Raw genomic sequence first — 13653 nt, 5'->3', positions numbered from 1 at the left:
ATAAAGAGTTTTGGCTATAAGATCTGGAAAAAAGGAGAGAACTACTTTCCAGAAACTACTTTCCAGAAACTACTTTCCAAAAAGCAAAAATTTACAAATTGTGTTTATGAAAAGTAATTACAGGGGAGCACTTACGGGAATTTCTGTGACTATACAAAGCCGATATTAATTCTGACATCTTTACCTGTAGCTTCTGTCAGGCGGTAAGCAGCTTTACTGGCATATCTGGAAGGTCTTCCTGACCTACTTTGCGGCCTATCAGGAGGGATACTTTTACAGGTTTATTAACAAGAAATCTAAAGGCATATAGCCTACTGTAACTTTTTCAAGTGTCAAATCTTTTTCTGCATATTCGGAATCTTTGAACATAGCTATCATTCTCCATTAATCTCCTGCTCAACAAGAATTGTCTGAAAAGAAGAATAAGTAACAAGCCCAAGAGCTACAGAGAGTGAGGCAATTGCAATGACAAGTAAAGCTACATGCGAGATCACAGAAGAACGGGCATGTACAACTGCTTCTTTCTCTACCGGACGAAACCCGGAAACCCAGAACATTATGAGAGCTGATACATTGACAGCAAGAAGGTTAACAAGCACGAGAACGGCAGCTGCAACTGCTACTAAGGGTAGTACCCACCCTGACGTTGCAGCTGGTGGAACGAGAGCAATTGCAATTGCGACACCCACAAAGGCAGACCCTGCATTCCGGATAATACTGATAGCTCCTGCTATACCCAATCCCAGAGCAAGGAAAAGAGAAAGGAAATTAGGGCTGGTCCTCTCGGCTATCTGGGATATTTCTCGGATATCGAGGACAGGTAGCAAAAGTATTGATTCTTTAAGAAGCATGCCGATAAGGGTACCCACTGCAATTGCGAGCAGAAGCCCTCCAATCTGCATCTTAATTCCTCGAGACGCAAGTTTTCTGTCATCAAGAACAGTGACTACACTTGCAGTAATTGCAGGTCCCATAAGTGGAGCCACGACCATTGCTCCGATGATTGTTGCAGCCGAATCAAGCAAGAGTCCTCCAGTTGCAATAATCGTGCTCAGAACAAGAAACGAGAGATAAGTAGAAGTTTCAGGTGCTAGGTTCTCTGCACGTGCAATCAATTCTTCCCGCGAGATACGGGTTCCAAAGTAGCGCTGCTTTAGAACTTCAATGCGTCTTTCTTGATACTATAGTTTCAGGTGTCAGGACGATCGTATGTATTTTCTCTAATTCCTGCCTTGCTCAATCTGGTAAGTACTGGTTCTACACCAACAGGAGGAACCGGAAACTGAACAAGGGCTTCAAAGTCCTTTCGGCCTGTTTCATCCCATACGGCATAGTCTATCCCTTCTTCATCTAGCACTGCGAGCACAGGCTGTCGCTTGCCTACTGGAATGAGTACCTGAACAAGACGCATAATATAATTATATATATAATATCTATTTCATACAAATTAGTTTCAAGAAATATTTGCAGTTAATCGAATCCTATAGATTGGTTTCAAAAAATATTTGCAGCTAATCGAATCCTATAGATTGGCTTCAAGAAATATTTGCAGCTAATCGAATCTTATAGATTTGAACATAAAAACATGTTATTGTTCAGATACCATCTCAAAAACCGGATGAAAAAGTAAGGTAAAAACATTGCTGTAGATTAGCATGAAAATGCTGCCACCTGCAAGCATTTTCATTGCTTGCGCATGTTATTCAAAGAATATCATGTGCGTTTACTGTGATTATTTGTTTTGATCCAATGTTTTTAATTTTAGAACTTATTTTGAAATACCTGCGTGAATCCGTTGTCTATGGAAAGGAAACTATAACACGAGATGTTCAGGATCCTGCTTAATTTAAAGGAACTCGGTGTAAGGAAAGAAAACTTCCTTGAATTTCTGCCGATAATGCCATACAGGACATCTTCAGGCTCACTTTTGCGGGCAAAAGGTATCGTATTATAGCGATACTCTGTGATTTAATTCATAGTTTTCCTTAAAGTTCACAATGATATCTTAAGCCCATAAAAATGCAAGATATTATAAATCAATTTGAATATATATTTTTCATCTATTTGCTCATGAGAATAGGTGTGGGGCACTTCGAAGAGCCATTAGTTTGAACTAGATTTGGGAGCAGGTTCGAGTGTTATTATGGTTTCAGGGGTTGGAAAGCTAACCAGATACTCCTCCACTATTCTACAAAGGTTATCGGATACATTATTTATCTGGAGGCATTAATCAACCTGCGTTAACGGGTTATGAAAAAAAGAATCAGCTTACTGTAAAATGACATGGGGGGAATTGTAAAATATGAAAATAAATAGAATCTCGGTACCTGCTGAGATTTTAGTGTACAGTACTTTTGCTGTTATCCTGACAATAGGAATGAGGGAAATATCCTCTATACTCACAACCGTATTTTTCTCAATCTTCGTTGCACTGATACTTACCCCACCTGTCCGCTGGTTCAATCGAAAAGGTATTCCAGGAGTACTGAGTGTGCTTCTGGTAATTTTATTATTAACCCTAATTATCTCGCTTTTCGGGGCAGTGGTTGTAGGAGCTGCAATCCAGATTGGAAACCAACTTCCAAACTATCAGAGTCAGTTGGCAGAGATCCTGGACAAACTGTCACCATATCTTCCATCTACCGAAGAACTATCCCTGCAGTCTATTCTTCGTGGTATTGCATCACTTGCAGTTAGCCTCACGGTAAGCGCCCTTAACGGACTCATAAATGCCGGGACAACAGTTGGAATAATCATAGTCACAGCAGCATTTTTGCTGCTGGGTGCTGCCGGAGCTCAGGAAAAAACAGAACAAAAGGCTGAAGAACAGCTCGCACTCGAATCACGTCTGAATAAATTTGGTAAGGGTCTGATAGAGTTTATTGTTATAAGAACAGAAGTAAATCTTGTTACAGCCATTGGAATTGCAGTTATTCTCCTTATAGGAGGCATCGACTTTGCGGTTTTCTGGGGCATCATGGCATTTTTTCTAGGTTATATTCCTTACATAGGTCTGGCTTTAACTACAATCCCACCTGCGTTCTTCGGGCTTCTCCAGTATGGGCTTGTAGGGGCTCTGGCTGTTATTATCGCTATCTCGATAGTCAATGCACTCACGGAAAACGTAATCTTTCCTTCACTCGCAGGAAAAGGCTTGAAACTATCTCCAGCTATTGTATTTCTGTCCCTTCTCTACTGGAATTATGTGTTTGGAGCTACAGGAATGCTGCTTGCCACGCCTCTTACCATGATTTTGAAGATCATCCTGGAGAGTTTTAATGAAACCAGATGGCTTGCCGGATTTATGGGCCCGGTAGGAAACGAAGCAGAAGCTAAGGAAAGTACAGGGCAGGAAAAAGAAAATTAAATCCGGACCGATGAAGAGATACTCGGAAGCTATCGGTTTTGTAAAGATACAAAAAATCCGTCTATATTTTAATCCGTCTATATTTTTTGCCTGTTCACTCGTAATCTTAACCCGAATATTAGATATGCTAGTTTATATATATATTTAATTTTATATATTTTTTGTATTAATACTACCTGTTAATACTATTGTAATTGTCTTTTGATTGTAGAGTTCCTGAAAGAGGGGGAAGAAGACTACAGGAACTGTACGAGATTTCATATCTCATTCATGTGGTCACCAGTTAGCCGTGAAAAGCAGCGCAGCATAAACTGCACAGCAGAAGCAGAACTTCGAATAGGGGGAGTAAATAAATGGATGAAGTACTGTATGGACCAATGCAGCTCTTAGTTATAGTATTCGACAATCCGAACTTCCACGGCCAGATCCGCCGTGAACTTGACTCAGTCATGAATAAAGGAATGGTCAGGCTTATTGATTTGTTGTTTATATGGAAAGACGAAGCTGGGAATATCAAGTCTCTTGAGACTACACAACTGGATGAAGAAGAAAAAATGCGTTTTGGCGCTGTCGTAGGGGGGCTTATCGGGTATGGAGCTGGCGGTGAAGAAGGAGCTAGGGGAGGCACAGAGGCAGGACTCCTGGCAGCAGCCCAGGAGAATTATGGAATCACTGAAGAAGATATTCTGGAGATAACTGAGGCTATACCTGAAGGTACTGCTGCTGCTATTCTTATTATCGAACACCTATGGGCAAAAAACCTAAAACAGGCAATCAGAGATGCAGGGGGCGTGATGGTCTCCCAGGGTATGCTCACACCCGAGCTGCTCATTGCAGTTGGGGAAGAACTGACAGAAGCTGTTAAATTTGCAGAGAAAAAGAAAAAAGGGCCTCAAGCAGCAGCTGCATTCTGAAAGGTTGATTCTGAAAGGTTGATTCTGAAAGGTTGATTCCGAAAGGTTGATTCTGAAAGATTGATTCTGAAGGGGTGCACGCTCAAATTTAGGTATGGCAAAAAATACACTGGGATATAAGCCAACAATAATGCTTTCAGATACAGGTATTTTCAGATGAAAATCTGGAATTTTTACTGGAAGAAGGTATTGATGCCTATATCCCTAATAATTTGTATAAAGCTGATAAGAAGGAAAAACAGGAAGTTCAGAAAATCTTTCTTAAATACGATAAAGAAAAAGACTGTTATTATTGTCCTGCTGCATTTGAGATTCCTTTTAAAAGAAATGATAGGGGGAGAAATTAAGGCTGGAATAAAGAGAAAATTCGAGCTAGAATAGCAAATAAGCTATGTTGATCTATGAAAATTAATCTGTTCTTGTTGAAATCAATTAAAAATTGAAATGGGCATTACTCAATTGTACAGTTCAAAATGATTTTGATATAGTTTTAAGAACTAGTTTTTAATGAAAAACTAGTTTTTAAGTTTTTTTCAAGATTTAATTATCATGATTAAATATAGCTATTTTATAGAAACCGTCCTATTAAAGTATATCTTTAAACATAGTTCTAATAAAACCTTAAAACTTAAAAGGAATTTCCTGAAATCTTTATAAACCAATTGCGCTGGTGGGTATGACACTTACGGAAATTTTCAACCAGCTAACAGAGCTTGAGAAAAAATTTAATGAGATCAAGTACCCGCTTGAAACTGCTTTTCAGCCATCTTTCTCTTTTAAAATACGTAAAGCAGAACAGGATAGTTTGATCAACCGGCTGCCTGCTTTTGAGCTTGATGAACTTTTCGAGAAGGTAGAGGAATGACATACAAAGTAGCCCTTCATCCCTCAGTCTGCAAAAACCTTAAAAATTTGTATAGACTTGACAGGCCAGGTTATGATTACGTGAAACACCGCCTCCGACTTCTGGCTTACAGGCCGGAAATGGGCATTCCCCTTGAAGCCGAGTTTGAAGATAAATGGAGAATTCATATCGGACCCTTCGTGCTGGTCTATACTTTTGACCGTGATACAAATATCCTTACCATGTTAGTTTTTGAGCATTACACGCGGGCATATAACATGCATACTGCTTATGCGTGAATCGAGGTGAATATAGTAAAGACAGACTTTGTGAGTACTGTTTTTGGTCAAGTGCTGTTTTTTGGCCAAGCTTTTTTGAAAAAAGGTTGTGATATACATCACCTGTACTATTTTTTTGTCAAGCTTTTTTTGAAAAATAGATTGTGAGAATGATTTAAGTTTTAAACACAGTATCAGGATATATGCAAGCAATTGAGGTATCTCATCTAATCAAGAAATTTGGTTCTCTTACCACACACTCAATGATATTAGTTTCTCAGTTGGTGAGGGAGAAACATTTGGTTTTTTGGGTCCCAACGGCGCTGGCAAGACCACTACCATTCGTATTTTGTCCGGAGTTTCAAGACCGACGTCGGGAACTGCAGCTATTTTTGGCCATGATATTGAGCACGGCACTATTGCCGCACGGCAGTCAATGGGCATAGTGTACGAAAATTCAAATGTTTATGACGACCTTACTGCATGGCAGAAAATGGTGCTTTCCGACGAACTCTACCATGTGGGGCGGAAATAAAGAGAAAACGAGGCAGAGGAACTGCTCAAAAAGTTTAAATTATACAACCGGCGCAACGACAAAACTCACGTTTTTTTCAAAGGGGATGAAACGACGTCTTACGCTTGCAATGGGACTGGTTAATAGTCCACGTTTGCTGTTTATGGATGAACCAACCTCAGGTCTCGATGTCAATACCCAGGATTGGCAGGCAGATCTCAATGGTGTCGCCTCTTACCTGTGGAAATGATATGATTGAGTATGCAATACCGGTAAATCGTTATTTCCACCACTATTGGATATTCTGGCGCTCATAATATTCATCCTGATCTTTCAGGTAACGGCAACTACCTTTACAAAAAATTCAATGGATGAAAAGGACAAATCAAATCTGGATAGGAAGTAATTAAGGAAACACAAAGAACAAAAAAGAACAAAAGAACAAAAATAAAAACAAGAGAACAATAAAAGAACAATTGAATTGAAAACTCGTTATAATTCGAGGAAACCGAAATGAGGAAAAACGATAGGGTCAGTGCCTGTGGCAAGACTATAAATTACGAGATAGTGTACAGCAAAAAGCGAAAGAGAGCAGCTATTTTAGTCCGCCCGGACATGAGAGTCGAGTTTCGAGCACCTCAGGGTCTAAGTGCGGATACTATTCGGGGAATGGTTGAAGGAAAAGCCCAGTGGATATTTAAAAAGCTTGAATGGTTTGAGGCAAACAGACTGCCTGATCAAAAAAAGCAGTATTGTGAAGGGGAAGTTTATCTTTATCTGGGCAGAGAATGTCCTCTGAGAATCACATTCGTGAATGACATTAAAAAACCTCTGGCTTTTTTCAAGAATTCCGAACTCACGGTTGAGATTTCTGAGAATACTTCTGAAGATCAGCTTCCTTTTCTGGTAAAAGAAGCTGTCTGGAACTTTTATAGCAAACGTGCCGAAGAGGAAGTTGAAAAGCTTCTGAAGATTTACTCAAAAAAATTCGGGGTATCCACTCCGGTTTTTATGGTAAAGTACCAGAAAAAGCGCTGGGGAAGCTGTTCTGCAAAGAATGTATTGAGGATAAATTTCCAGCTTATGATGGGCCCGCCGAAGCAGCTTGAGTACGTAGTAGTGCACGAACTCTGCCACGTAAAAGAGAAAAATCATTCTGCAAGGTTCTGGAAACTTGTCCGAGAACTCATGCCTGATTATGAAAAATACAGGAATAGCTTGAAAATAGACGGCTGGAAATATGTACTTTGAAGCCAGTATAACTACTTTATGAACGGTTTGTAACTCTATGGGTGGTTTGTAACTCTATGGGTGGTTTGTAACTCTATGAGTGGTTTGTAACTTTATAACTTGAAACACTGAATGTAATGAAAAATTACAGACTTATCCAACTTGCAGTATAAAATTTATTAATAACACAATATATAAAAGTATAGTATACTTTTTGATCCCACTTTCCGCAGATGTCTGATAAATTCCACTATTTTTCCCGACATCGTTTTTTTCAATATATCTATCTATTATTTTAAATTGTATTTCTTAGTTCACTCATTCATTTAAACATTATATATTCAGTAAAGGTTTTATATTCAGTAAAGGTTTTCCTTCTTGTTTTTTGGTAGCAACAATTGAGATCTCAGACAATCTCAATACTAAATTTTGGAAATTTCTCCAAAAACGATAGCAAGAAAATTATTCATTTAAGAGGACATCTGCGGAAAGACAGTTTGATACTTTCATATTAGAGATTCAAAAAGCGATCATAAATATGGATATCTGAGAAGGTGCGCTTCAAAATAAATAAAGAGTTTTGACAGACTCTCTAATCTCGTCCTTTACAGATGCCCATTCTCTATACACACCACTTTTTATTTTTTTCCAATTATATATTATTATATAAATAAAGCAGATTGGTTCGTAAAACTATCCTGAAAATAAGAAGATTTGAACCGTCTTCTAAATTTTGTAACGTTTGTGGATATTAGAATTCAGATTTGACATTAAAGGATAGAGAATATATCTGCCCTGATTGCAAAACATCGAATGTGCAAGTCCTATAGTAAAGTCTGTTTTAAAAAATACATATGAGCTCATCTCAAAACCAATATTATTCCCACATCAGTAAGAGTTTTAGAATTATCATTCAGGATCAGAATCTCTATTGATAATCCAGAATATGAAATTCAGAAAAGCAATTTTGAGTTCTGGGATGAGCTCTATTAAAATAATATTTTTAAAGTCCAGATCTAGATCTGGACTGCTGAATAATTTATGGTCTTAATTGAAGTTAACTTGCACATTATCAAACTTTATTTTACTTTCAGATCCCTAAACTGTACTTATTCTATCACATTTTTTCCTTAGTTTTTTCTTGTAATTCCAAAAGCAGTTGCTGAAGGATCAGACTTGGGAAGTCGGTTCTTTACTCCAACTAACCGCACAACCACCATACTGATCTCAAAGAAAACCACCATAGGCACGGCAACCATTATCTGACTGAAAACATCGGGAGGAGTGATAATAGCTCCTACGACTAAGAACAGAATGTATATATGCTTGCGGTAGGTCGCAAGAGTACTATATTTTACATATCCGTTACGGGTCAAGAAAGTAAGAACTATTGGAAGTTCGAAGATCACACCAAAGATTGCCGTGCATGAAGCTGCAAATGAAATAAACTTAAAGATCGAATAAGTTGCAGTCACTCCTGAGCCTGCTGCATCCATGTAAAGGTATTTCAGAAAGAGAGGCAACATAATAAAGTAAGCGTATGAAGCCCCAAGAATAAACATGACAATGACCGCTAAACTCAGAACGGTAAACTGCCCCTTTCCAATAGATACTGGAACTTTAATTGAGTACCGTTTCGAGATAGCCCTATAAGCATAGAATGCAATAATAGGCAGGATAAGGAGCACTCCTATTATAATAGAGAGCTTTAGCTTCAGCATCATTACTTCAAGAGGAGACACATAAACCAGCTTTGCGCCCTCGGGCAGAAGGTCAACTTTCATTTTCTCAATTATAGGACCTGTAAACTGGAAAGAGAGAATAATGCCTGCAGTAAAAACCCCGAAAATCACAAGTAACTTATTTCGCAGGGTCAGCAGGATTACACTGAGGTTTTCAATGGCTTCAGACATATGGAGTACCTATCCGGAAAAGCAAAAGAAAGTTCTTTATCCCATTTGAGGGAACTCTTATTCACTGCAGGGATTTTTATCATCAACTCTCTTTTTACCTATTTTGTTTTTTCGCTTTGGGTTTATCCGGCTCTTTTCATGGAATCCTTCAAATATTTCCTGAAACTGCCACCATTCAGGAGGAATTCGATTCTCGGAAGCCACAAAGTTCGAGTACGGAAACAATAGTGTTCAAGTACGGGGAACAATAGTGTTCAAGTACGGGGAACAATAGTGTTCAAGTACCGGGAAATAAGTAGTTATCTTAAAAACTTATATTTATAATAAGTGTATTATATTTATTACCTTAGTCAGGCTATAGTAATTATCTTAATTGAGTTGTACCAATTACCATAAATATATTATAAATTCTCAACTAATTTATATTAATTACGATAAGTATATTCTATAAATTATCTTAATTAAGTTATATTATTTCCTTTACCGGATTAAGATAGTTTGTTTAATCTGATTATATTAATCATTTTAAGTGTTTCTATTATAAAGTGTTTCTATTATAATGACTCGGGTGACATAAATCTTCAGATATGCCGCTATTGGGTATGCAAATATATAGTAGAAAGATATTGTGAAAAAGAACCATAAGCTGCATCCCGAAGATCTCCTGCACCTGAGAACCGAAATATCTCGAATGGGATGCAGATTCACATTTAATATTATGTTTCGATATTAATATATTTATCCAGGTACACATAAGAGCGGAAATAAATGGACTCACAGCACACAGCCAACGGAACAACAGCTCCTAACGGAAAAACATCGGGAATCAATTCATATACCTCCGGTGTTCCGGGAGATGTCGAAGAACCCATTACGTTCCACCTGTTAGAGCTAAGGAACCGTTTGGCAATTGTTTTAATCTGGCTTTTTCTGGGAATAATTCTTGCTTTCCCATTCTCGGCAAAAGGGATGTTGCTTATCTGGAAGGAATTTATAAGTACTGACATTTACATGACAGCGTACTCGCCCCTTGAATGGATCTTTGCTCGTCTCAAGCTCTGTCTTGTATTCGCCCTTGCGATCTCTATTCCGCAGCTATTCTATCAGCTTTACAGGTTTGCAGGCAAGGGACTTTATCCTCATGAAAAGCGCTTTTTCCTCAAGGTCATACCTGCATCTTTCCTGCTTTTTATCTTCGGGGTCGTTATAGGTTACTTTATCGTCCTGCCTGTAATGTTCAAGTACATTCTATTTTACTCAGGCGATGCGGCTACAGCGCAACTTTCCGTTCAGGATACTCTCTCAGCAGTAACCACAATCCTTGCAGGTTTCGGCATCGTCTTCCAGCTTCCCCTGCTTGTGGTTTTTGCCGTGAAAATGGGACTTATAGAATACCAGACTCTTAAAAAGCAGAGGATACTGGTCTACAGTGTGATTATGGCAGTTTCACTATTCCTTTCGCCTGATCCTACATTCATTGCCCAAATCCTTGTGGCATTTTTACTTGTAGTCCTTTTTGAGTTCAGCCTGTTACTTATCCGACTATTTTGATAGTCGGTTTGCATATTTATGGGATTATTTATTTTTAAAAACATGTATTTTTAAAATAATCTCCAAATAAGCCAGTCCACCGATGTTGTTACAAGAACTTTTATATTAGATTGTTGATAATAGCCAACAATGATAGGTACACCCGAATTGATAGCAATTCTCGTTGCTGTTCTCTTTCTCTTTGGGCCCCAGAAGCTTCCTGAGCTTGCACGGTCTTTAGGAGGTGCGATGGGAGAATTTAAAAAAGCCCAGCGCGCTTCTGAGCTTGAGCTCAATCAATTCGATGCCTACACCCGAAAGGCTGCAAATACAGTCGCTTCTGAGGAAAAAGAGAAAGAGAAGGAACAAAAAGAAACTCCAGGCAGTAGTAAAGAAGCAAAAACCGATTCAGAGCTGAAAACCTATACAGAGCAAAAAACCTGTACAGAGCTGAAAACTGATACAGAACTGAAAACCGGTACAGACTTGGAAAATAAGCAGGAAGCTGAAAAATCTCTCTCCGAACAGGAAGAGTCTCGAAAGAGCTGAAGCATTGGGACCAAGCTAAGATAAAAGGAGAATAAAGAGACAGACTGAATAGATCAAAATCAAATAGAAAAAAATAAATATAAAACATTTAAGATATAAATAGAACTAGAAACTTTATATACCATAAAAAATCTTAGCTTAATTTATAGATATTTTCAATTTATTAGATCATTATTACTGCTGAATTTTACTTATTTAAGAAAACGAAAAGCTTGAGGTTAAGCCATGATAGGTCCACAAGAACTTATACCGATTTTCGCAATAATTGTACTCCTTTTTGGGGCTTCTAAACTTCCCGAACTGGCAAGGTCCATGGGAAGTTCAGTGGGCGAATTCAAGAAAGCTCAGAAGGAATCCGAACTAAGCCTTAAGGAATTTGAAAAATCCATAACAGACCCCATAACTCCAAAGAGCAAGGTACAGGAAACTGCCCAGAAACTCGGGATTGACATAAGAGGAAAGACCGATGATCAGCTTCTGGAGGAGATCCAGAAAGCCGCAGAAAAACCAAAAGAGGTCTCAGAACCCTGAAAAATCCTGAAAAGTGAATTTCTTTTTTCTTTTCATGGCATTATTCCAGGTTTAACCTTTTTTAATTAAGTTTCTCTTTTTTATTTTAACCGAAATTTTTATTTTTTGTCCTGCCAGAATAAAGAGTAGTGAAACAACTTAACAGGAGTGTTTTTGTGGCAGAGCTAATCACTGAAGTCGACAACAACGATAACTTTCTCGGGCTGCGTGAACGAGAGGAGTTTTATTCGGGAAAACATATTCATAGGGCTGCCCAACTTATCCTTCTCAACCCTGAAAATAAAATGCTTATCCAGAAAAGAGCACCTCAAAAACGGTGGTTTCCGGGACGTTATACATACTCGGTAAGCGGTACTGTAGCAAATGAGTCTTATGAAGCCTGCATGGCACGGGAAATGCTTGAAGAAATAGGAATCTCGGTTCCATTCCAAAAATTATTTAAAATTCCCTGCGTCGTCGAAAACAAAGGAGCCTTTCATATGGTATTTTCAGGCCTTTGTTCGGAAAAAAATGCAAGCTTAATTCGGCCTGATCCGGAAGAAGCCGTATCTGTAGAATGGATTGAACTTGAAGAACTGCATAGGGCTGTCAAAACTGAACCTGAGAAATATACGCCTTCCCTGCGAGAAGGAATTATAAAAATTTTCCGCGAAGGGTGCGAAAAATATATTTTTTGAGATCTAATGGAACTCTCTCAGTGAGAATACATAATTGGTTCAGTAAAGAATCATGATTGGTTCAGCAAAGAATACCTAACTGGTAAATTTGCGGTTTTGCCCTGGAGTTTCTTTCCGATTCTTGTCTGGTGCTTATTCTTATCTGTCGTTTGCTGAGTACTCCGCTTAATATCCGTATTCACTCGGTGGATGTTTTGAACCGGCATATTCACCTACTATGGGAATGTGTTCCCCACATTTCGGGCAGGTTTTCTCAGGTGTGATCTCATACTTTTCAATATCGAAATAGCCACGCTTGATCAACATTTTTCCGCAGTTCGGGCAGAAAGTATTGTTGCGGTCACTGCCAGGAACATTGCCCATGTAAACATACTTCATCCCTTCCTCAGTTGCAATTTTACAGGCTTCCTCCATGGTTTTTACAGGTGTCGGGTAGAGGTCCTGCATCTTGTACTGGGGATGGAAACGGGTAAAATGCAGGGGAGTCTCAGGTCCGAGATTTTTATATACCCATTTTGAAAGTTCCCTTATTTCATCAAGGGAATCGTTTACACTTGGAATAATGAGGTTTGTAATCTCAACATGTATTCCAAGTTGTTTTGCAAGAGCAGAAGCCTCGAGCACAGGGGCGAGTTTTGCGCTGGCTACATCGTGATAGAATTTTTCAGTGAATGCTTTGATATCGATATTCGCGGCATCCAGATAGGGCGCTATGTGTCTGAGGGCATCAGGCGTCATATACCCATTTGTCACATAGATTGTTCCAAGCCCTGCCTCTTTTGCCAGTTTTGCACACTCGTAGGTATACTCATGCCAGATTGTGGGCTCATTATAGGTCCAGGCAATGGAGCTTGAACGTGAGAGGAGCGCCCTTTCAACAAGTTCATCAGGTGGAATATCCATTGTGTAAGCATCTTCCAGGCAGACCTGAGAAATCGACCAGTTTTGGCAGTGCTTACATCGGAAGTTGCACCCTATTGACCCGACAGAATAAACATAAGAACCTGGATAAAAGTGATAAAGGGGTTTTTTTTCGACAGGATCAACTGCCTCGCTTGAAACCGTTCCATAGATAAGAGTATATAGTTCTCCATCCCTGTTTTCCCGAACTCCGCAAAAGCCCCTTTTTCCCTGGGAAATTTTGCAACTATGGGCACAGAGCTTGCAGTGTACTTTATTATCTCCGATTTTCTCGTAGAGCATGGCTTCTTTTATCACAGCAATCCCCATTTAGAAATTGTTTTACAGCATAATAACGTTGCTGTTTCAGATTTTTCAGTTTTTTAGGAAGAAGTTGTCAACTCAT

The 13653-nt window shown here is 38.9% G+C and carries 15 protein-coding genes and 2 pseudogenes; 13 read left to right on the top strand and 4 right to left on the bottom strand.

What is annotated here, in order from left to right:
* Positions 1-374: 374 nt before the first annotated feature.
* Together MSBRM_RS21900 and MSBRM_RS21895 are read right to left on the bottom strand one after the other, a co-directional pair.
* Complete coding sequence (locus tag MSBRM_RS21900) at positions 375-1115, bottom strand: TIGR00341 family protein (RefSeq protein ID WP_329957115.1); 741 nt, start codon at positions 1113-1115, stop codon at positions 375-377.
* A gap of 74 nt (positions 1116-1189) precedes the next feature.
* The gene (locus tag MSBRM_RS21895; RefSeq protein WP_329957114.1) at positions 1190-1411 is read right to left on the bottom strand and encodes a hypothetical protein; all 222 of its coding nucleotides are present in this window, start codon (positions 1409-1411) and stop codon (positions 1190-1192) included.
* A gap of 891 nt (positions 1412-2302) precedes the next feature.
* Here MSBRM_RS21895 and MSBRM_RS07415 point away from each other — a divergent pair.
* From MSBRM_RS07415 to MSBRM_RS22050, 9 genes and pseudogenes are all read left to right on the top strand, one after another.
* Positions 2303-3367, top strand: coding sequence for an AI-2E family transporter (locus MSBRM_RS07415; protein WP_048155220.1), 1065 nt, complete (start codon positions 2303-2305; stop codon positions 3365-3367).
* Between the two features lie 353 nt (positions 3368-3720).
* A complete protein-coding gene (locus MSBRM_RS07410) occupies positions 3721-4281 on the top strand; it encodes a DUF1269 domain-containing protein (protein ID WP_048118315.1) in 561 nt (186 codons plus the stop codon).
* Between the two features lie 100 nt (positions 4282-4381).
* Positions 4382-4607, top strand: a pseudogene (locus tag MSBRM_RS07405) (IS5/IS1182 family transposase); the annotation flags it as partial.
* Positions 4608-4957: 350 nt separating this feature from the next.
* Positions 4958-5146 carry a hypothetical protein gene (locus tag MSBRM_RS07400; RefSeq protein ID WP_048118320.1) on the top strand — a complete coding sequence of 63 codons (189 nt, stop codon included), beginning with the start codon at positions 4958-4960 and terminating at the stop codon, positions 5144-5146.
* Positions 5143-5424 (top strand): type II toxin-antitoxin system RelE family toxin, encoded by a 282-nt coding sequence (locus MSBRM_RS07395; RefSeq protein WP_048118322.1) that lies wholly within the window; start codon positions 5143-5145, stop codon positions 5422-5424. The genes MSBRM_RS07400 and MSBRM_RS07395 overlap by 4 nt, the downstream gene beginning before the upstream one ends.
* A 286-nt stretch (positions 5425-5710) precedes the next feature.
* The gene (locus MSBRM_RS07390) at positions 5711-5938 is read left to right on the top strand and encodes an ATP-binding cassette domain-containing protein (RefSeq protein ID WP_255361939.1); all 228 of its coding nucleotides are present in this window, start codon (positions 5711-5713) and stop codon (positions 5936-5938) included.
* Entirely contained in the window at positions 5865-6167 is a 303-nt protein-coding gene (locus MSBRM_RS21890) for an ATP-binding cassette domain-containing protein (protein WP_329957113.1), read from the top strand. The genes MSBRM_RS07390 and MSBRM_RS21890 overlap by 74 nt, the downstream gene beginning before the upstream one ends.
* Before the next feature lie 263 nt (positions 6168-6430).
* Complete coding sequence (locus MSBRM_RS07385; protein ID WP_048118325.1) at positions 6431-7168, top strand: M48 family metallopeptidase; 738 nt, start codon at positions 6431-6433, stop codon at positions 7166-7168.
* Between the two features lie 651 nt (positions 7169-7819).
* Positions 7820-7962, top strand: a pseudogene (locus MSBRM_RS22050) (zinc ribbon domain-containing protein); the annotation flags it as partial.
* Between the two features lie 315 nt (positions 7963-8277).
* Here MSBRM_RS22050 and tatC (MSBRM_RS07380) read toward each other — a convergent pair.
* The gene (gene tatC, locus MSBRM_RS07380) at positions 8278-9060 is read right to left on the bottom strand and encodes a Sec-independent protein translocase TatC (protein WP_048118332.1); all 783 of its coding nucleotides are present in this window, start codon (positions 9058-9060) and stop codon (positions 8278-8280) included.
* A 768-nt stretch (positions 9061-9828) separates the two neighbouring features.
* Here tatC (MSBRM_RS07380) and tatC (MSBRM_RS07370) point away from each other — a divergent pair.
* The 4 genes from tatC (MSBRM_RS07370) to MSBRM_RS07355 all read left to right on the top strand — a co-directional run bounded on the left by tatC (MSBRM_RS07370) (position 9829) and on the right by MSBRM_RS07355 (position 12347).
* A complete protein-coding gene (gene tatC / locus MSBRM_RS07370; RefSeq protein ID WP_048118338.1) occupies positions 9829-10611 on the top strand; it encodes a twin-arginine translocase subunit TatC in 783 nt (260 codons plus the stop codon).
* 129 nt (positions 10612-10740) lie between these two features.
* Positions 10741-11139: a Sec-independent protein translocase subunit TatA/TatB gene (locus tag MSBRM_RS19330; protein ID WP_080941475.1), complete on the top strand. Its 399-nt coding sequence runs from the start codon at positions 10741-10743 to the stop codon at positions 11137-11139.
* Positions 11140-11364: 225 nt separating this feature from the next.
* Entirely contained in the window at positions 11365-11670 is a 306-nt protein-coding gene (locus MSBRM_RS07360) for a twin-arginine translocase TatA/TatE family subunit (protein WP_048118341.1), read from the top strand.
* Between the two features lie 155 nt (positions 11671-11825).
* Entirely contained in the window at positions 11826-12347 is a 522-nt protein-coding gene (locus tag MSBRM_RS07355; protein WP_048118344.1) for a Nudix hydrolase, read from the top strand.
* Between the two features lie 165 nt (positions 12348-12512).
* Here the strand turns inward: MSBRM_RS07355 and amrS are convergent, their stop codons facing one another.
* Positions 12513-13565 carry an AmmeMemoRadiSam system radical SAM enzyme gene (gene amrS, locus MSBRM_RS07350; protein WP_329957112.1) on the bottom strand — a complete coding sequence of 351 codons (1053 nt, stop codon included), beginning with the start codon at positions 13563-13565 and terminating at the stop codon, positions 12513-12515.
* Positions 13566-13653: the final 88 nt, after the last annotated feature.

The sequence above is a fragment of the Methanosarcina barkeri MS genome (assembly GCF_000970025.1).
Classification (GTDB): domain Archaea; phylum Halobacteriota; class Methanosarcinia; order Methanosarcinales; family Methanosarcinaceae; genus Methanosarcina; species Methanosarcina barkeri.
Note: the sequence above shows the minus strand (reverse complement) of the source record. Positions and strands in the feature narration are given on the sequence as shown.

Bases quoted from the DNA above. Each gene is read 5' to 3' on its own strand.
- MSBRM_RS07415 (WP_048155220.1), top strand. From the start codon at position 2,303: ATGAAAATAAATAGAATCTCGGTACCTGCTGAGATTTTAGTGTACAGT.
- MSBRM_RS07360 (WP_048118341.1), top strand. From the start codon at position 11,365: ATGATAGGTCCACAAGAACTTATACCGATTTTCGCAATAATTGTACTC.
- MSBRM_RS21895 (WP_329957114.1), bottom strand. From the start codon at position 1,411: ATGCGTCTTGTTCAGGTACTCATTCCAGTAGGCAAGCGACAGCCTGTG.
- tatC (WP_048118332.1), bottom strand. From the start codon at position 9,060: ATGTCTGAAGCCATTGAAAACCTCAGTGTAATCCTGCTGACCCTGCGA.
- tatC (WP_048118338.1), top strand. From the start codon at position 9,829: ATGGACTCACAGCACACAGCCAACGGAACAACAGCTCCTAACGGAAAA.
- MSBRM_RS07400 (WP_048118320.1), top strand. From the start codon at position 4,958: ATGACACTTACGGAAATTTTCAACCAGCTAACAGAGCTTGAGAAAAAA.
- MSBRM_RS19330 (WP_080941475.1), top strand. From the start codon at position 10,741: ATGATAGGTACACCCGAATTGATAGCAATTCTCGTTGCTGTTCTCTTT.
- MSBRM_RS21890 (WP_329957113.1), top strand. From the start codon at position 5,865: ATGTTTATGACGACCTTACTGCATGGCAGAAAATGGTGCTTTCCGACG.
- MSBRM_RS07385 (WP_048118325.1), top strand. From the start codon at position 6,431: ATGAGGAAAAACGATAGGGTCAGTGCCTGTGGCAAGACTATAAATTAC.
- MSBRM_RS07410 (WP_048118315.1), top strand. From the start codon at position 3,721: ATGGATGAAGTACTGTATGGACCAATGCAGCTCTTAGTTATAGTATTC.
- MSBRM_RS07395 (WP_048118322.1), top strand. From the start codon at position 5,143: ATGACATACAAAGTAGCCCTTCATCCCTCAGTCTGCAAAAACCTTAAA.